The sequence below is a fragment of the Paraburkholderia sp. 2C genome, from assembly GCF_054589215.1.
In genome coordinates, this window is sequence record NZ_BAAILL010000049.1 from 512933 (window position 1) to 530258 (window position 17326).

General features: G+C 64.3%; 17 protein-coding genes. 9 read left to right on the forward strand and 8 right to left on the reverse strand.

What is annotated here, in order from left to right; translation table 11 throughout:
- The 7 genes from accB to ACYPXD_RS26630 form a co-directional block, all read left to right on the forward strand.
- Positions 1-239: acetyl-CoA carboxylase biotin carboxyl carrier protein (accB, locus tag ACYPXD_RS26600; protein ID WP_459718307.1), on the forward strand; the 239-nt coding region annotated here is incomplete at its 5' end.
- 19 nt (positions 240-258) lie between these two features.
- Positions 259-1626, forward strand: coding sequence for an acetyl-CoA carboxylase biotin carboxylase subunit (accC, locus tag ACYPXD_RS26605; RefSeq protein WP_459718310.1), 1368 nt, complete (start codon positions 259-261; stop codon positions 1624-1626).
- A gap of 4 nt (positions 1627-1630) precedes the next feature.
- Entirely contained in the window at positions 1631-2533 is a 903-nt protein-coding gene (prmA, locus tag ACYPXD_RS26610) for a 50S ribosomal protein L11 methyltransferase (protein WP_459718312.1), read from the forward strand.
- Positions 2534-2581: 48 nt separating this feature from the next.
- Complete coding sequence (locus ACYPXD_RS26615; protein WP_459718315.1) at positions 2582-4078, forward strand: zinc-ribbon and DUF3426 domain-containing protein; 1497 nt, start codon at positions 2582-2584, stop codon at positions 4076-4078.
- A gap of 74 nt (positions 4079-4152) precedes the next feature.
- A complete protein-coding gene (gene tpx, locus ACYPXD_RS26620; RefSeq protein ID WP_459718319.1) occupies positions 4153-4653 on the forward strand; it encodes a thiol peroxidase in 501 nt (166 codons plus the stop codon).
- A gap of 193 nt (positions 4654-4846) precedes the next feature.
- The gene (locus ACYPXD_RS26625; RefSeq protein WP_459718322.1) at positions 4847-5788 is read left to right on the forward strand and encodes a carbohydrate kinase family protein; all 942 of its coding nucleotides are present in this window, start codon (positions 4847-4849) and stop codon (positions 5786-5788) included.
- Between the two features lie 87 nt (positions 5789-5875).
- Positions 5876-6367, forward strand: a complete 492-nt coding sequence (locus tag ACYPXD_RS26630) for an outer membrane lipoprotein (RefSeq protein ID WP_459718326.1) — start codon at positions 5876-5878, stop codon at positions 6365-6367.
- Between the two features lie 240 nt (positions 6368-6607).
- On the opposite strand, the gene ACYPXD_RS26635 is transcribed toward ACYPXD_RS26630, so the two are convergent.
- The 8 genes from ACYPXD_RS26635 to ACYPXD_RS26670 form a co-directional block, all read right to left on the reverse strand.
- A complete protein-coding gene (locus tag ACYPXD_RS26635) occupies positions 6608-7174 on the reverse strand; it encodes a histone H1-like DNA-binding protein (protein WP_308830788.1) in 567 nt (188 codons plus the stop codon).
- Positions 7175-7203: 29 nt separating this feature from the next.
- Entirely contained in the window at positions 7204-7554 is a 351-nt protein-coding gene (locus ACYPXD_RS26640) for a hypothetical protein (RefSeq protein ID WP_459718331.1), read from the reverse strand.
- Positions 7555-7637: 83 nt separating this feature from the next.
- Positions 7638-8921, reverse strand: coding sequence for a ribonucleotide-diphosphate reductase subunit beta (locus tag ACYPXD_RS26645; protein WP_459718334.1), 1284 nt, complete (start codon positions 8919-8921; stop codon positions 7638-7640).
- Positions 8922-9384: 463 nt separating this feature from the next.
- A complete protein-coding gene (locus ACYPXD_RS26650; protein WP_459718338.1) occupies positions 9385-12423 on the reverse strand; it encodes a ribonucleoside-diphosphate reductase subunit alpha in 3039 nt (1012 codons plus the stop codon).
- A gap of 45 nt (positions 12424-12468) precedes the next feature.
- Positions 12469-12711, reverse strand: a complete 243-nt coding sequence (locus ACYPXD_RS26655; protein WP_459718340.1) for a hypothetical protein — start codon at positions 12709-12711, stop codon at positions 12469-12471.
- Positions 12712-13096: 385 nt separating this feature from the next.
- Positions 13097-13693: a 1,6-anhydro-N-acetylmuramyl-L-alanine amidase AmpD gene (gene ampD / locus ACYPXD_RS26660; RefSeq protein WP_459718343.1), complete on the reverse strand. Its 597-nt coding sequence runs from the start codon at positions 13691-13693 to the stop codon at positions 13097-13099.
- Positions 13690-14052 (reverse strand): PP0621 family protein, encoded by a 363-nt coding sequence (locus ACYPXD_RS26665; RefSeq protein WP_459718346.1) that lies wholly within the window; start codon positions 14050-14052, stop codon positions 13690-13692. The genes ampD and ACYPXD_RS26665 overlap by 4 nt, the downstream gene beginning before the upstream one ends.
- Before the next feature lie 8 nt (positions 14053-14060).
- Positions 14061-15050 (reverse strand): cytochrome C assembly family protein, encoded by a 990-nt coding sequence (locus ACYPXD_RS26670; RefSeq protein WP_459718349.1) that lies wholly within the window; start codon positions 15048-15050, stop codon positions 14061-14063.
- 222 nt (positions 15051-15272) lie between these two features.
- Between ACYPXD_RS26670 and ffh the strand changes: the two genes are divergently transcribed.
- Both ffh and ACYPXD_RS26680 read left to right on the forward strand, forming a co-directional pair.
- Positions 15273-16640 (forward strand): signal recognition particle protein, encoded by a 1368-nt coding sequence (gene ffh / locus ACYPXD_RS26675; RefSeq protein ID WP_459718352.1) that lies wholly within the window; start codon positions 15273-15275, stop codon positions 16638-16640.
- A 108-nt stretch (positions 16641-16748) separates the two neighbouring features.
- Positions 16749-17300 carry a hypoxanthine-guanine phosphoribosyltransferase gene (locus ACYPXD_RS26680; RefSeq protein ID WP_459718356.1) on the forward strand — a complete coding sequence of 184 codons (552 nt, stop codon included), beginning with the start codon at positions 16749-16751 and terminating at the stop codon, positions 17298-17300.
- Positions 17301-17326 lie beyond the last annotated feature (26 nt).

Genomic DNA, 17326 nt, shown 5'->3' on the forward strand with positions numbered 1-17326 from the left:
CGCAAGGGCATGTCGTGACCTCGCCGATGGTCGGCACGTTCTATCGCGCCCCGTCTCCGGGCGCCGATCCGTTCGTGCAGGTCGGCGATACGGTCAAGGAAGGCCAGACCATCTGCATCATCGAAGCGATGAAGCTTCTGAACGAGATCGAATCCGATCTCTCCGGCGTGATCAAGGAAATCCTCGTCGAAAACGGGCAGGCCGTCGAATACGGCCAGCCGCTCTTCGTGATCGGCTGACGCGAGTCGAATATCCGCTATGTTTGAAAAAATCCTCATTGCCAATCGCGGCGAGATCGCGCTCCGCGTTCAGCGCGCCTGCCGCGAGCTCGGCGTCAAGACGGTCGTCGTCTATTCGGAAGCCGACAAGGAAGCCAAGTACGTGAAGCTCGCGGACGAGGCGGTCTGTATCGGCCCGGCGCCGTCGAATCTCAGCTACCTGAATATGCCGGCGCTGATCAGCGCGGCCGAAGTGACCGACGCCGAAGCGATTCACCCCGGCTACGGCTTCCTGTCCGAAAACGCGGACTTCGCCGAGCGCGTCGAGCAGTCCGGCTTCGTCTTTATCGGCCCGCGCCCCGAGACGATCCGTCTGATGGGCGACAAGGTCTCGGCCAAGCAGACGATGATCAAGACCGGCGTGCCCTGCGTGCCCGGTTCGGAAGGCGCGCTGCCCGACGACCCGAAAGAGATCGTCAAGATGGCGCGCTCGGTCGGCTATCCGGTCATCATCAAGGCGGCGGGCGGCGGCGGCGGACGCGGGATGCGCGTCGTGCACACCGAAGCGGCGCTCGTCAACGCGGTCAACATGACGCGCGAAGAGGCAGGCCGCGCGTTCGGCAACTCGCAGGTCTATATGGAGAAGTTCCTCGAGAACCCGCGCCACATCGAAATTCAGGTGCTCGCGGATTCGTACAAGAACGCGATCTGGCTCGGCGAGCGCGACTGCTCGATGCAGCGCCGCCACCAGAAAGTGATCGAGGAAGCGCCGGCGCCCGGTATCGCGCGGCGGCTCATCGACCGCATCGGCGACCGCTGCGCCGACGCCTGCAAGAAGATGGGCTATCTCGGCGCGGGCACGTTCGAGTTCCTGTATGAGAACGGCGAGTTCTACTTCATCGAGATGAACACGCGCGTGCAGGTCGAGCATCCGGTCACCGAACTGATTACCGGCGTCGACATCGTGCAGGAGCAGATCCGCATCGCGGCCGGCGAAAAGCTTGCGTTCCGCCAGCGCGATATTCAGTTCCGCGGCCACGCGATCGAATGCCGGATCAACGCCGAAGACCCGTTCAAGTTCACCCCGTCGCCGGGCCGGCTCACGTCGTGGCATATGCCGGGCGGCCCCGGCATCCGGGTCGACTCGCATGCGTACAACGGCTATTTCGTGCCGCCGAACTACGATTCGATGATCGGCAAGCTGATCGCTTACGGCGCGACGCGCGAGCAGGCCATCAAGCGGATGCGCATTGCGCTTTCCGAGATGGTGGTCGAAGGCATCCAGACCAACATCCCGCTGCACCGCGAACTGATGCTCGATGCGAAGTTCGTCGAGGGCGGCACGAGCATTCACTACCTCGAGAACCGGCTCGCCGCGAAGCAGCAGGTTGCGCCGGAAGAAGCGTAAGCCGATGAGCTATCGGGAACTGGTCGTCGAACTCGCGCGCGAGCACGCGGAAAGCTTGTCCGACGCGCTGCTCGAGTTGGGGGCGCTGTCCGTCTCGGTCGAAGACGCGGACGCCGATACGCCCGACGAGCAGCCGCTGTTCGGCGAACCGGGGCTCACTCCCGAGCGCACCGCGTGGCAACACTCGCGCGTGGTTGCGTTGCTGGCGCCCGAGCACGAACCCGGCGTGCTGCTCGCGGCGGCGGCGAACGAGCTCGGCCTCGCGCCGATGCCGCCGTTCGCGGTTCGCGATGTAGAGGAGCAGGACTGGGTGCGGCTCACGCAATCGCAGTTCGATCCGATTCACATCGGCAAGCGGATCTGGGTCGTGCCGTCGTGGCATGACGCACCCGATCCGGACGCGCTCGTGCTCGAACTCGATCCGGGCCTCGCGTTCGGCACCGGCAGCCATCCGACCACGCGGCTTTGCATGGAGTGGCTCGAAGAAACGGTGACGCCGGAACAATCGCTGCTCGACTACGGCTGCGGCTCCGGCATTCTGGCAATTCTCGCGAAGAAATGCGGCGCGAACCCGGTGGTCGGCATCGATATCGACCCGCAAGCGGTCGACTCCGCGCGCTACAACAGCGAGCGCAATCATGCAGAGGTCACCTACGGATTGCCGGCCGACTGCCCTGCCGGCGAGTTCGATATTGTTGTCGCGAACATCCTGTCGAACCCGCTCAAACTGATGGCGTCGATGCTCGCGTCGAAGGTGAAACCGGGCGGACATCTCGCGCTGTCGGGCATTCTCGCGCGCCAGGCGCTTGAAGTGGCGACCGCTTACGCGCCGTGGATCGACATTTCGGTTTGGCGCGAACACGACGGCTGGGTGTGTCTCGCCGGGACCCGCCGCGAAAGTCATTAGAATAGGGCATATTTTCCACTCAACAGCCCGCGCGGCTCCCGGTTCAATATGGCTCTTGCGACGCGCTGTCCCTTCTGCGAAACAGTCTTCCGCCTTCAACCGGCGCAGCTCGCACTGCGCCGCGGTCTGGTGCGCTGCGGACATTGCCGCGAAGTATTCGATGCGTCGAGCAGTCTGTTCGATCTCGCCGACGGCGGCGATTTCCGCAGCGCCACGCCGATTACCGCCGATGAAGTTGCGCGGCTGACTGCGCAGGAGCCGCGCGCGGCCGGTGAAGGGTTGAGCGCGGCGGCGGCCTCCACTTCGTCCGCGGCTGCGTCCACTGCATCCAACGCGCAGAACGCGTCCGCTGCGGAGGAACGCGCCGCGCCGGTGCCTCCTCCGGCTGCTACGGCAGCCGCAGCTGCCGCTGATCTCCCTGCCGCTCCCGGAACGCCCGCGGCACCCGCCGCGCCGTTCGAGCCGGCATCGCCCGAAGCGCACGCACCGGGCTCGAGCGACGATCCGAACTCACCGGATTTCCGCGCGGACACATGGAACCCGTGGGCGCCCGCGCCGGACGCATCGGTCGATCGCCGTATCCGCCATAACGCCGCGACGATTCCGTACAACCCGGTCACGATTCCGCGTTCCGCGCAGCCGAAGCTCAAGCTCGAGTTCACCGAGGGGCAGGATCTGCACCTCGAAAATGCGACTGCGCGTCCGATCGAGCCGGCGTTCAGAACGCCCCCCGAGCCCGTCGTTCCGCATGCGGCCGCACAGCCGGGGGCGCAGGCGCCGCGCGACACCGCCGTGCCGCCGCCGCACGTGTGGCGCCGTCGCGAAGACGAGACGCGCCCCGAACCCGCGCTTGAACCTGCGGGTGGAGCCGTGGGTAGAGCCGATGAGGATCGCACACGAATCCCGCCGAACCTGTCCGACAACGAGCCGCGCTTCGGTCCCGGCTCGGCTGCTGCCGCAGCAGCAGCGGGTCCGGCTGCCGCGCCGCCGTTCGCCGCCGCGCCGCCCGGCGACGACGACAACGCATTCGCCGTCGTGCGCGAAAAGCGCACGTCCGAACCGCGGCGCCTTGGCTGGCGCATTGTCGGTATTCTTGTCGCGCTCGTGCTGTTCCTCGTGCTGCTCGCGCAGCTCGCCTGGTGGCAACGCGAAACGGTGATGGTCTACGCACCGGGTTCGCGGATGGTATTTGCGCAAGTCTGCGAGCACCTCGGCTGCACGGTCGCGCCGCCGCGCGATATCGACGGATTGCAGGTCGAGCCGTCGGATCTGCGGCAGGTGGACGGTCCGCACAAGCTCGAACTGCGCATGCCGCTGCACAACCGCTTCAACGTGCCGCTCGCGTACCCGGCCGTCGAACTGACGCTGCTCGACGAGCACAACAACATCGCGGTGCGCCGCGTGCTGTGGCCGCAAGACTATCTGAAGCCCGGCACGCAGATCGCCGCCGGCCTTGCACCGCGCACGACCGAAACGATGTTCGTGCGGCTCGACACCGGCAGCGCAACGGCAACCAATTTCCGCGTGCAGATTTTTTATCCATGACCGACCTCACGCGCGAGCACCCGCGGTCGCGCGTTTCCAACCATCGCGAATCTCACCAATCTTCGGAGCACAACATGAGTCAAGTTACGCTGGGCGGCAACCCGATCGACGTATCCGGCACGTTCCCGTCGGTCGGCCAACAGGCGCCGGCTTTCACGCTGGTCGGCCGCGACCTCAAGTCGGTCACGCTCGCCGAGTTCCACGGCAAGCGCAAGGTGCTCAATATCGTGCCGAGCCTCGACACGCCGACCTGTGCGACGTCGACTCGCAAGTTCAACGAAGCGGCCGGCAAGCTCGCCAACACCGCGGTGATCGTCGTGTCGGGCGATCTGCCGTTCGCCGCGTCGCGCTTCTGCACGACGGAAGGCCTCGCCAACGTCACCACCGCGTCGACGTTCCGCGGCCATGAGTTCGCCCGCGCCTACGGCGTCGACATCACGAGCGGCCCGCTCGCCGGCCTCACGGCACGCGCGGTCGTCGTGATCGACGAAAACGACAAGGTCGTGCACGCGGAGCTCGTCAGCGAGATCAAGACCGAGCCGAACTACGACGCCGCGCTCAATGCACTGAAATAAGGTGCGGGTGCGCCAGTAAACTACTGACGTAAACTTCACGCGCCGCGCGCACTCTACGTTCATTTTTCCGCGCATGCGCTTGCGCCGCGCTTCGGGTCCGGGCGACCACGAACGCGCGGCGCTGTCGTATCGACGCACCGGTTTTCACCTTTTTGCACATTTCCGTTCTTTCGACTTTTACAGGACGCTCGCCTTGGCTACGTTGATTTGCGGTTCGCTCGCCTACGACAACATCATGACCTTCGAAGGCCGGTTTCGGGAGCACATCCTGCCGGAACAGGTCCACATCCTGAACGTCAGCTTCCTCGTGCCGACGATGCGCCGCGAATTCGGCGGCTGCGCGGGCAACATCGCCTACGCGCTGCATCTGCTCGGCGGCGATGCGCACATCATGGCGACGCTCGGCGCCGTCGACGCGCAGCTCTATATCGACCGCCTCGATCAGCTCGGCCTCGCGAAGACGCACGTGCGCGTGCTGCCCGATACGTACTCGGCGCAGGCGATGATCACGACCGACCTCGAGAACAACCAGATCACCGCGTTCCACCCGGGCGCGATGATGCAGTCGCACCTGAACCGCGCGGACGAAGCGAAGGGCGTGACGCTCGGCATCGTTGCGCCGGACGGCTTCGACGGGATGATCCAGCATTCCGAACAATTCGCCGCGGCCAAGGTGCCATTCATCTTCGATCCGGGCCAGGGGCTGCCGCTCTTCGACGGTGCGTCGCTGCGGCGCATGATTGAACTTGCCACTTACGTTGCGGTCAACGATTACGAAGCCAAACTGGTGAGCAACAAGACCGGCTGGTCGATCGAAGAGATCGCGAGCCGCGTCGATGCGCTGATCGTCACGCGCGGCGAGCACGGCTCGCAAATCCATCACGCAGGCGGCATCGAAGAGATTCCGGCAGTCAAGGCGCAACGCGTGCTCGACCCGACCGGTTGCGGCGATGCATTCCGCGGGGGTCTTCTGTACGGCATCGAAACGCAACTGGGCTGGGCCACCGCGGGTCGCCTCGCCAGCCTGATGGGCGCATTGAAGATCGAGCACCAGGGGCCGCAAAACTACGCGCCGTCGCGCGCGGAAATCAACCAACGATTCAAGCAGGCGTTCGGCTACGCACTCGACGCGTAGACGGACCCGGTGCAGTATCGCAGTCAGGAAGTTTGGGGCCTGTCGGGGGCCCATAGGGAGTGAAAGATGAAAACAACGAATCGTTCGATGAATCGTTCAACCGAGCGGCGCGTCGCCGCGGCGGCGCTTGCTTGCGCCATCGGCGGCGCGCTCGCGCTGTCGGGGTGCGCGTACAACAGCAGTTCCGCCGACGTCTACACCGCGTCGCAGGCGCAGCGCGAGGAAACCGTGCGGATGGCCACCGTCGATAGCGTGCGCGCCGTGAAGATCAGCTCGAACAACGGCCAGCCGACCGGTCTCGGTCTGCTCGGCGGCGGCGCGCTCGGCGGCATCGCCGGCAGCCAGATCGGCGGGGGCACCGGGTCGATCGTCACGGGCATCATCGGCGGCCTCGCGGGCGCGGTGGCCGGCAATGCCGTCGAGAACGCCGCGGCCGTGCGCGATGGCGTCGAGATCACCGTGCGCCTCGACAACGGCGACATGCGCGCGATCACGCAGACCAACACCGGCGAGGTCTTCCTCGCGGGCGAGCGCGTGCGGCTGCTGTCGAGCGGCGGCATCACGCGGGTTACACACTGATCGACACACTGATCGACGCACCGCCGCCCAACGCAGCCCTGCTCAGGCAACACTCTCAGGCAACACTCTCAGGCCACGCTCCCGGGCCACACTCTCGTGGCCACGCGCAGGCGAAAAAAATCCCGCCGCCCACAGGGGGCGACGGGATCGAGGATTGAGTAGCGCTACTCAACCGAGCCGGCACACGCCTTGAATGCGCGTACCGCCGGCTCTCACAGCTTGTTGCTCTGCGTACTACCCTTACGGACGCGGACCCGTCGGAAACGGCCATGCAGCAGCCGGATTCAACGCGGTCTTGACCGTCGAAGCAGGCGCCGACGATGCAGCGGGCGCAGCCGGAGCAGGGGCGGCCTTCTTGGCGACTGCCTTCTTCGCAGGGGCAGCCTTCTTCGCAGGCGCAGCGGCCTTCTTCGCGGCAGCCTTCTTCGCAGGGGCAGCCTTCTTGGCGGCAGCCTTCTTCGCAGGCGCCTTTTTCGCGGCAGCCTTCTTCGCTACCTTCTTCGCAGCGGCTTTCTTGGCCGGCGCCTTCTTCGCAGCAACCTTCTTCGCTGCGGTCTTCTTCGCCGGTGCAGCCTTCTTCGCCGCGACCTTCTTCACTGCGACTTTCTTTGCTGCGACTTTCTTTGCTGCTGCCTTCTTCGCCGGCGCCTTCTTGGCGGCAACCTTCTTCACTGCTACCTTCTTCGCAGCAACCTTCTTCACTGCGACTTTCTTAGCAGCTGCCTTCTTCGCCGGAGCGGCTTTCTTCGCGGCAACCTTCTTCACTGCCGCTTTCTTTGCAGCAGGCTTCTTTTTGGCCATTGCCATGGTTTTCTCCTTCAGGTTTCAGATGAGAGTTAAATCAAACAACACCCTTCGTCATCAAAACCCGTTTCCCGCGGACGCTTTTCAGGGCGCGCGCTACGAAGCGGGCTATTCATCGGCGTACGCATATCCGACGCGCTTACGCTAATGAATACGGTAAGGCGCGCGTTGCCCCGTGGCATCGCGCGCCAAGTCCAGTCGACGTCGGATACCGACGCCGGCAAGCGTTTGATCGAGCCGCCCGAGCTCGCATGAGCCAGACGAGCGGCTTTTCGTAAGGGGAAGTTTGCCCATCCCACTGAAGGGTTCGCAAAGTGCCTCTGACCTTGGTGGGTCCGCTTTTGGACCCATGGGATGCCTATGGCACCCGGCACGCTCTGCATCAGGCAGTCAAACTCCTAACCAAATATGCCGCGGCCCGTGCCGGCGGCATCCCCATCAATCTCATACGCGGCGCGAGGGACGTTTACTCCCAGGAGAGCGCGCCGCCAGTCTGATATTCGATTACCCGCGTCTCGAAGAAGTTGCGTTCCTTCTTCAGGTCGATCATCTCGCTCATCCACGGGAACGGGTTTTCCTCGTTCGGGTACAGCGGATCGAGACCGATCTGCTGGCAACGGCGGTTGCAGATGAAGCGCAGGTAGCTCTTGAACATCGACGCGTTCAGGCCGAGCACGCCGCGCGGCATGGTGTCTTCGGCGTAGCGATATTCAAGATCGACCGCTTCCTTGAACAGCTCGCGGATTTCCGCGCGGAATTCAGCCGTCCACAGATGCGGGTTTTCAAGCTTGATCTGGTTGATGAGGTCGATACCGAAATTGCAGTGCATCGACTCATCGCGCAGGATGTACTGGTACTGCTCCGCCGCGCCGGTCATCTTGTTCTGGCGGCCGAGCGCCAGGATCTGCGTGAAGCCGACGTAGAAGAACAGGCCCTCCATCACACAGGCGAACACGATCAGCGACTTGAGCAGCTTCTGGTCTGCTTCGAGCGTGCCGGTCTTGAAGGCCGGGTCGGTCAGCGTATGGATGAACGGGATCAGGAATTCGTCTTTGGCGCGGATCGACGCGACCTCGTGGTACGCGTTGAAGATCTCGCCCTCGTCGAGCCCAAGCGACTCGACGATGTATTGGTAAGCGTGCGTGTGGATCGCCTCTTCGAACGCCTGGCGCAGCAGGAACTGCCGGCACTCGGGCGCCGTGATGTGGCGGTACGTGCCAAGCACGATATTGTTCGCCGCGAGCGAGTCGGCCGTCACGAAGAAGCCGAGGTTGCGCTTGACGACGCGGCGCTCGTCCTCGGTCAGCCCGTTCGGGTCTTTCCACAGCGCGATGTCGCGGGACATGTTGATTTCCTGCGGCATCCAGTGGTTCGCACAGCCCGACAGGTATTTCTCCCACGCCCACTTGTATTTGAACGGGACGAGCTGGTTCACGTCGGTCTGGCCGTTGATGATGCGCTTGTCGGCGACATTCACGCGCGCTTCGGCCGAAGCGGCGGAAGGGTTAGCGGTAGCGCCCGCAGCAACGGTCGAAGCGGTGGTGCGAACTGAAGCCTGGTCAGCAAGACGGGTGACAGCGGGAGCGACGGCGATGTCGCCCGCGAAGATGTCTTGCGCGGAGGGAGCTTGATGAGCGGAACGCGTTTCGACTTGCGAACCGACAACCGTTCCCGCAGCGTTACGCAACACGTTTTGTTGCGAAGCGCTCGACGGAGTTACGGCAGTGATCTCGTCATCCCAGTTGAGCATAAATGTCACCATCAATTTAGATCGGTTTGTACCATCTTTTCACGAGCGATAAAAGGGCTCGCTCATGAAAATTCGTGTTTTCGATTCACGTTGCGACCTTCATACAACACTTTGTTCAACAGACTGTGAAGGTCGATGCAGTGAACGCGATTGAAATGCGTGTCGTCGAATGCATGTCGACGCGTTGCGCTTCATCGTCGAGCGTCGTTTTGGAAGCGGCTTCGATGATGTGTTCGATGAGGCTTCGACATCACAAAAGCGACTTCGGCGCGCGCTTGCGATGTGCGGCGTTTCATTGCCAGAGGTGCTCGTGCACTACCGCTCGATCGACAACGTGCAGGCTTGCGCGAACCGCGTGCGTTGCATGTGATGCGCGTGCCGCGCTTGCCGCGCGTGTTGCACAGGTTGCTTCTGCTGCGCCGGCGGCGACGCGAATCGCGTGCCGCCGGCGTGTTACTGCGCGTTACTGGCAGGCTTCGCACTCTTCGAAGCCGGGGTCGCCCGGACGCATCATGCAGACGGGACCGTCCGCTTCCGGCGCCGCTTCGACAGCGGCGACAGCCGGCGCTTCCATTGCGGACGCAACAGCCGTTCCCGCTGCCAATGCCTGAACACCACCCGACGACACACCACCCAAGCCGCCTCCGACACCGAAGCCACCTGATGCACCACCGGCACCACCGGCACCACCGGCACCGCCGTCACCGCTCGGCACCGCGTTCAGCGCGCCGTGCGCGACCGTCGACTTCTCGACGTGCGTCGCCGCCATCGTGCGCAGGTAATAAGTGGTCTTCAGGCCGCGCAGCCATGCAAGCTTGTAGACCTCGTCGAGCTTCTTGCCCGACGCACCCGCCATATAGATATTGAGCGACTGCGCCTGGTCGATCCACTTCTGACGGCGCGACGCCGCCTCGACGAGCCACGTCGCGTCGACTTCGAACGCGGTCGCGTAGATCGCGCGCAGGTCGCCCGGAATCCGGTCGATGCGCGACAGCGAGCCGTCGAAGTACTTGAGGTCGGCGACCATCACTTCGTCCCACAGGCCGCGCGCCTTCAGGTCGCGCACGAGGTAGTCGTTCACCACCGTGAATTCGCCCGACAGGTTCGACTTCACATACAGGTTCTGGAAAGTCGGCTCGATGCACGCGGACACGCCGATGATGTTCGAGATCGTCGCCGTCGGCGCGATCGCGATGCAGTTCGAGTTGCGCATGCCGTGTGCCGCGATGCGCGAGCGCAGCGCGCTCCAGTCCATCGACTCGCTCGAATCGACTTCGACATAGCCGCCGCGCGCGTCGGCGAGCAGCTTCAGCGTGTCTTGCGGCAGGATGCCGCGATCCCACAGCGAGCCGCGGTACGTCGAGTAGCGGCCACGCTCCTGCGCAAGCTCCGTCGACGCCCAGTAGGCGTAGTAGCAGACCGCTTCCATCGACCGGTCGGCGAACTCGACCGCTTCAGCCGACGCGTACGGCGTGCGCAGCAGGTGCAGGCAGTCCTGGAAGCCCATGATGCCCATGCCGACCGGACGGTGCTTGAGGTTCGAATTACGCGCCTTGGCGACCGCGTAGTAGTTGATGTCGATTACGTTGTCGAGCATCCGCATCGCCACGCTCACCGTGCGCTTGAGCTTGTCGTGGTCGAGCACGAGCGTGCCGTCGGCCTGCTGCTTCATGTGCGCGACGAGGTTCACCGAGCCGAGGTTGCAGACGGCGATCTCGGTGTCGCTCGTGTTCAGCGTGATTTCGGTGCACAGGTTCGACGAATGGACGACGCCGACGTGCTGCTGCGGACTGCGGATGTTGCACGGATCCTTGAACGTGATCCACGGATGGCCGGTTTCGAACAGCATGCCGAGCATCTTGCGCCACAGATTCGCCGCCGGAATCTTCTTGAAGAGCTTGAGTTCGCCGCGCGCGACCTTGTCCTCGTAAGCCGTGTAAGCCGCTTCGAACTCGGCGCCGAACTTGTCGTGCAGGTCCGGGCAGGTGGACGGCGAGAACAGCGTCCAGTCGCCGCCTTCGTGGACACGCTTCATGAACAGATCGGGAATCCAGTTCGCCGTGTTCATGTCGTGCGTGCGGCGGCGGTCGTCGCCGGTGTTCTTGCGCAGCTCGAGGAACTCCTCGATGTCGAGGTGCCACGACTCGAGGTACGCGCACACCGCGCCCTTACGCTTGCCGCCCTGGTTCACGGCGACGGCCGTGTCGTTGACCACCTTCAGGAACGGCACCACGCCTTGCGACTTGCCGTTGGTGCCCTTGATGTGCGAGCCGAGCGCACGCACGCGCGTCCAGTCGTTGCCGAGGCCGCCGGCGAACTTCGAGAGCAGCGCGTTTTCCTTCAGCGCCTCGTAGATGCCGTCGAGGTCGTCGTCGACCGTCGTCAGGTAGCACGACGACAGTTGCGAGCGGCGCGTGCCCGAGTTGAAGAGCGTCGGCGTCGAGCTCATGAAGTCGAAGCTCGACAGCACGTTGTAGAACTCGATCGCACGCGCTTCGCGGTCGATCTCGCCGAGCGACAGGCCCATCGCGACACGCATAAAGAATGCCTGCGGCATCTCGATGCGCGTGCCATCGACGTGCAGGAAGTAGCGGTCGTACAACGTTTGCAGGCCGAGGTAGCCGAATTGCAGGTCGCGGTTTGCGTCGAGCGCCGCGCCGAGACGCTTCAGGTCGAACTGCAGCAGTTTTTCATCGAGCAGCTCCGCCTGCACGCCGCGCTTGATGAAGAGCGGGAAGTATTCGGCGTAGCGCTCGTCCATTTGCGCCTGCGTGACTTCCTCTTCGAGGATCTCGCGGCGAATGGTGTGGAGCAGGATGCGGGCGGTGACCTGGCTGTACGCCGGGTCTTTTTCGATCATCGTGCGCGCGGCGAGGATGGCCGAGTCGTAGACCTGGCTCATCGGCACGCCGTCGTACAGGTTCTTCACCGTTTCGGCGACGATCGGCTCCGCGCTCACGGCGTCGCCAAGGTTCGCGCAGGCCGATTCGATCAGCGCATGCAGCGCGGGCAGATCGAGCGGGCGCGTGACGCCGTTGTCGGTGACGTTCAGGCCCGCCTCGCCGACTTGCGCTTCCGCCGACTGGCTGCGCTCCTGATGACGCTTCTCGCGATACAGCACGTAGGCGCGCGCAACGTTATGCTCGCCGCCGCGCATCAGCGCGAGTTCGACCTGATCCTGAATGTCTTCGATGTGGAACGTGCCGCCGTTCGGGCGGCTGCGCACCAGCGCGCGCACGACGCCTTGCGTGAGCTGCTCCACGAGTTCGCGCACGCGCGCCGACGCTGCGCCTTGACCGCCGTTGACGGCCAGAAAAGCCTTCGTCGCCGCGATGGCGATTTTCGAAGGCTCGAACGACACCACGCTGCCGTTACGACGGATCACCTTGTAGTCGGCGAAAGTCGACGGCGCGAGCGCTTGCGCGCCCTGAGCCTCTCCGGCGTACGGGAGGCCAGTGGGTGCGCCCTCGTACCGGGTCGTCACGTTGTCGGTCGTTTGCATGTGCAAAAGCTCCTGGTCTTGGGGTGGTGCGGACCTAACCGCGGATTAAAACAATCGCTGCGCCGGCGCGGACGCGAGCGAGGTACGGATTGGATAAAAACTGCGGAGGGGATCACCGCCTGGATTGCCGCTGGAGTTGAGCTTCGGGTTGTCCCCGGAGCGCTCTGGAAAAACGCTACCGGGTTCGACCTCTTTGCGGCGGCGGGAACAGCGCAACGCGATGGCCGGTTCGGAACCACAAAGCAACTGATGACGACTCAGATGCGCGCGGACGAGCGTCTTCATCATGTGTGTTGCGATCACTGGCTGGTCCCTTTTTTCGAAATGGCTGAAGCTTCAACACGAGCTGGAAGCACGGAGTTGAAAACGCAAAACTGAAGACGCACGCCGCACTGCCTCGAGTGAGACGGACATCACTTCAGAACGCGTCACTTCAGTATTTTTTCAATGCCGGTAATGCTTTAGCACCCTTTGGTCACGATGCGGGTGCCGCCCCCGATCAACACAACATCTTGTGGAAAACTGCTTTAACGGCACCAAGTATAGTGGACTTTAGCGTTCCCGCAATCGAAAAATTTAGCCCGCGCGGGTTGACATTTCGCCCCACCGCAACCGGGCAAGGCCCGCGCACGAGCAAGCCCGGTCGAGCTTCGCGGGTTTTCGTCGCAGGCGCTCAGCGAGACGCCGGACGATGCCGATAGGGGAAATACTGATCGGGAAATGAAGTTTCGCGCTGCAGCCGCGCCCAGTCGAAATGCGGACCCGGGTCGGTCTTGCGACCCGGCGCGATGTCCGAGTGGCCGGCAATCGCATCGATCGGATAGTGCGCGGCCAACGCCTGCGCGAGTGCGGCGAGGGTCCGGTATTGCGCCGGTTCAAATGCGCTCGCGTCGCTGCCTTCGAGTTCGACGCCGATTGAAAAGTCGTTGCAGCGCTCGCGGCCGAAGAAGCTCGATGCGCCCGCATGCCAGGCACGCTCGTCGCACGACACGAACTGTTCGAGCGTGCCGTCGCGAAGAATGACGAAGTGCGCGGACACGCGCACGCCGCGCAGGTTTGCCGCGTAGTACGGATGCGCGTCGCAGTCGAGGCGGTTCTGGAACAGATCGGCGATGGCGCGGCCGCCGAACTCGCCCGGCGGCAGGCTGATGTTGTGCACGACGATCAGCGTCGGCACCGCGCCCGCGGGGCGCGCTTCAAAATTCGGCGACGGAAGTGGGCGCGCGGCCGCGACCCAACCGTCCGCGCCAACCGCAAAGCGCTGCTTCATCGGCCCTCGCGGCCTTTGGTTTGCGCGACGCGCGCCGCATAGCGCTGCGCGTGCTCATGACCGCAGAACGTCTGTCCGCCGACGGTCACCGAATCGCTCTTCGGCGCGTGCACGCCGCACTCGACGCAGCGGATCATCGGCTCCGGCAACTGGTGACGCGCGGCGCCGTTCGCTGCGCCCGCGGCACGGTTACTCGAAGACTGGCCGGCGCCGTTTGCATCGCTGTTTGCACCATGCGCCCCGGGTGCGCCGGGCTGGCCGCGCGTGCCATCGCCCGTGCGCGCGTCCTGACGCCGCAGCGCCTTGACGAGCCATTGGCCGACGAAGAAAAGCAGGATCAGCAGAATGATTTGCCGCATGGAAGCACTCAGACAACAGGACGGTGCAGCAGCACCTGGAACACAAAACGGCTGCCGATATAAGCAAGCAGCAACGCGACGAAGGCCGCGAGCACCCAGCGCAACGCGGCGCGGCCGCGCCAGCCCGATACTTTACGCGCAGTCAGCAGCGCGCCGAACATGAGCCACGAGAGGATCGCGAACACCGTCTTGTGATCGAAGCTGAGCGGCCGGTTAACGAGTTGCTCGTTGAACAGCATGCCGGACACGAGCGTGAGCGTGAGCAGCACGAAGCCTGCGCTGATCAGACGGAACAGCAGCTTCTCGAGCGTCAGCAGCGGCGGCAGCGTATCGAGCCAGCTCGACAGCCAGCCGTTGCCGGCTGCCGCATTGTGCCGCTGCAGCGCGCCGCCGCGGCCGCGCATCGCATGCAGACGCCGCTCGACGAGCAGCATCAGCACGGCGTGCAGCGCCGCAATCACGAAGAGCCCGTACGCGACGTTCGCGATCAGGAAGTGCAGTTTGAAAAGCGGCGCGGCCGCGTACGACAGCACGCGCACCCCGCCGAACACGAGCGGCAGCAGCGACGCGACGCAGGCAAGCGGCAGCGCGAGCAGCCGCAAGCCGTCGAGCGGAAAGAAGAAACTTTCGATCCAGTAGATGCCGACGCCGAGCCAGAACATCGCGGACAGCGCGAACGCGAAACCGAACACCATCGCGTCGTGCGGGAAGATGGTGGTGTGCAGCAATACGCCGTGCACGACCAGCGCGACGAACAGCAGGATGCGCGCGGCCGGCGACATGCCGACTGCCGTCCGCCTCGCGGATGCGCGTAACGACGCGCCTTCGATCGACGCGGCGCGCGCAGCCGTGGCCGGCGAATTCAGGTTGCCGCCCGCGGCCAGCGACGGCGCGCCCCCGAGCGCCGGCTCGCTCGCCGACTGCCGATGCGAACGCCAGCCCTCTACGGCAAGTCCGCCATAGAGGAGCGCAGTGAGGGCATACAGTACAATATCCATGTTCGAAGTTTACACTAGGGCCTTTGGCCGCGACGCCTGGCTACATGTGGGCCGGATGCGGGCTCCGTGCGGTGCCGCATGTGGTTGCTCCGCGTGGTGCGCCACGCAGGAGTGTCTGTGCCGCACACAGCGCACCGCATGCGCTGCCGCACACCCCGCCGTCGCGCGCATAGAGGGTCGCACTGCCCATCTGCACCGCACATCGTTACTCACCGGCTCCCCATGCTCGACAATCTCACTCAACGGATGGCGCGCGTCGTCAAGACGCTGCGCGGCGAAGCCCGGCTCACCGAAGCCAATACGCAGGAGATGCTACGCGAAGTTCGCCTCGCGCTCCTCGAAGCCGACGTTGCGTTGCCGGTCGTGCGCGACTTCATCGGCAAGGTAAAGGAAAAGGCGCTCGGCGAAGATGTCATCGGCAGCCTGTCGCCGGGTCAGGCGCTCGTCGGCGTGGTGCAGCGCGAGCTGACCGCGGTGATCGGCGGCGACTACGAAGGCAAGGCCGTCGAACTCAATCTCGCCGTCACGCCGCCCGCCATCATCCTGATGGCCGGCCTGCAAGGCGCGGGTAAAACGACGACGGTCGGCAAGCTCGCGAAGCTCCTGCGCGAGAAGTACAAGAAGAAGGTGCTCACCGTATCGTGCGACGTCTACCGTCCGGCTGCAATCGCTCAGCTGAAGACCGTGACCGAGCAGGTCGGCGCCGATTTCTTCCCGTCGGAACCCGATCAGAAACCGGTCGATATCGCGCGCGCCGCGGTCGATTGGGCCAAGCGCCACTATCACGATGTGCTGATCGTCGACACGGCGGGCCGTCTCGGTATCGACGAAGCGATGATGCAGGAAATTTCCGCACTGCATAGCACGTTGAACCCGGCCGAAACGCTGTTCGTCGTCGATGCGATGCTCGGTCAGGACGCCGTCAACACCGCAAAAGCGTTCAGCGACGCGCTGCCGCTCACCGGTGTCGTGCTGACGAAGCTCGACGGCGACTCGCGCGGCGGCGCGGCACTGTCGGTGCGGCATGTGACCGGCAAGCCGATCAAGTTCGTCGGCGTCGCGGAAAAGCTCGATGGCCTCGAAATTTTCTACCCGGATCGCATGGCGAACCGGATCCTCGGGATGGGCGATATTCTCGCGCTCGTCGAAGAGGCGCAGCGCGGCGTCGACGTGCAGGCCGCGCAGAAGCTCGCGGACAAGGTCAAGAAAGGCGGCGACTTCGACCTCAACGATTTCCGCGCGCAACTTTCGCAGATGAAGAACATGGGCGGCCTGTCGTCGCTGATGGACAAGCTGCCCGCGCAATTCCAGCAAGCCGCGGCCGGGGCCGATATGGGTCAGGCCGAAAAGCAGATGCGCCGGATGGAAGGCATCATCAACTCGATGACGCCGCAGGAACGCGCGAAGCCCGACCTGATCAAGGCGACCCGCAAACGCCGCATCGCGGCGGGCGCCGGCGTGCAGGTGCAGGAAGTGAACCGCATGCTCAATCAGTACGACCAGATGCGCACGATGATGAAAAAGCTGAAGGGCGGCAACCTGCAGAAGATGATGCGCGGCATGAAGGGCATGCTGCCGGGCATGCGCTAGACGCAATACTGCACGCAACATCGGGGCGCGATGCCGGGTTTATTCTGTGGCGCGCGGCGCCGTTGTCTCCCAAACTAATATGTATACCGTTACCGCCCGGCTACCGTCATGAACCGCGAAGAAGCCCTGCAGATTTTCAGCCAGTCCGAGGAGATCGTATCGGCCGCCGACGTCGACCGGTCGATCGAGCGGATGGCCCGCGAGATCCGCGCCGAGATGAGTGACGGGTTCCCGCTCGTGCTGTCGGTGATGGGCGGCGCCGCGGTGTTCACCGGCATGCTGCTGCCGCATCTCGACTTCCCGCTCGAGTTCGATTACATCCACCTCACGCGCTACCGGAACACCACGCAAGGCAGCCACGACATGCAGTGGCGTGTCGCGCCGGCCGAATCGGTGAAGGACCGCGTCGTGCTCGTGCTCGACGACATCCTCGACGAAGGCGAGACGATGGCCGCGATCCGCGACCGCATCCTCGCGATGGGCGCGAAGCGCTTTATGAGCGCGGTGCTGTGCGAGAAGGACATCACAAAGGCCAAGCCGCTGCGCCCGGACTTTTGCGGCTTCCAGGTGCCGGACCGTTATGTGTTCGGCTGCGGGATGGACGCGAAGGGCTACTGGCGCAATTTGCCGACAATCCGCGCGCTGACCGCGGGCGTGTGAGCGTCGCCGGCGCCGGTCGTCAAATC

What these genes read in the sequence shown, in the direction of transcription:
- accC (WP_459718310.1), top strand. Translation starts at nt 259, where the DNA reads ATGTTTGAAAAAATCCTCATTGCCAATCGCGGCGAGATCGCGCTCCGC.
- prmA (WP_459718312.1), top strand. Translation starts at nt 1,631, where the DNA reads ATGAGCTATCGGGAACTGGTCGTCGAACTCGCGCGCGAGCACGCGGAA.
- ACYPXD_RS26615 (WP_459718315.1), top strand. Translation starts at nt 2,582, where the DNA reads ATGGCTCTTGCGACGCGCTGTCCCTTCTGCGAAACAGTCTTCCGCCTT.
- tpx (WP_459718319.1), top strand. Translation starts at nt 4,153, where the DNA reads ATGAGTCAAGTTACGCTGGGCGGCAACCCGATCGACGTATCCGGCACG.
- ACYPXD_RS26630 (WP_459718326.1), top strand. Translation starts at nt 5,876, where the DNA reads ATGAATCGTTCAACCGAGCGGCGCGTCGCCGCGGCGGCGCTTGCTTGC.
- ACYPXD_RS26635 (WP_308830788.1), bottom strand. Translation starts at nt 7,174, where the DNA reads ATGGCAATGGCCAAAAAGAAGCCTGCTGCAAAGAAAGCGGCAGTGAAG.
- ACYPXD_RS26640 (WP_459718331.1), bottom strand. Translation starts at nt 7,554, where the DNA reads ATGCAGAGCGTGCCGGGTGCCATAGGCATCCCATGGGTCCAAAAGCGG.
- ACYPXD_RS26645 (WP_459718334.1), bottom strand. Translation starts at nt 8,921, where the DNA reads ATGCTCAACTGGGATGACGAGATCACTGCCGTAACTCCGTCGAGCGCT.
- ACYPXD_RS26650 (WP_459718338.1), bottom strand. Translation starts at nt 12,423, where the DNA reads ATGCAAACGACCGACAACGTGACGACCCGGTACGAGGGCGCACCCACT.
- ACYPXD_RS26655 (WP_459718340.1), bottom strand. Translation starts at nt 12,711, where the DNA reads ATGATGAAGACGCTCGTCCGCGCGCATCTGAGTCGTCATCAGTTGCTT.
- ampD (WP_459718343.1), bottom strand. Translation starts at nt 13,693, where the DNA reads ATGAAGCAGCGCTTTGCGGTTGGCGCGGACGGTTGGGTCGCGGCCGCG.
- ACYPXD_RS26665 (WP_459718346.1), bottom strand. Translation starts at nt 14,052, where the DNA reads ATGCGGCAAATCATTCTGCTGATCCTGCTTTTCTTCGTCGGCCAATGG.
- ACYPXD_RS26670 (WP_459718349.1), bottom strand. Translation starts at nt 15,050, where the DNA reads ATGGATATTGTACTGTATGCCCTCACTGCGCTCCTCTATGGCGGACTT.
- ffh (WP_459718352.1), top strand. Translation starts at nt 15,273, where the DNA reads ATGCTCGACAATCTCACTCAACGGATGGCGCGCGTCGTCAAGACGCTG.
- ACYPXD_RS26680 (WP_459718356.1), top strand. Translation starts at nt 16,749, where the DNA reads ATGAACCGCGAAGAAGCCCTGCAGATTTTCAGCCAGTCCGAGGAGATC.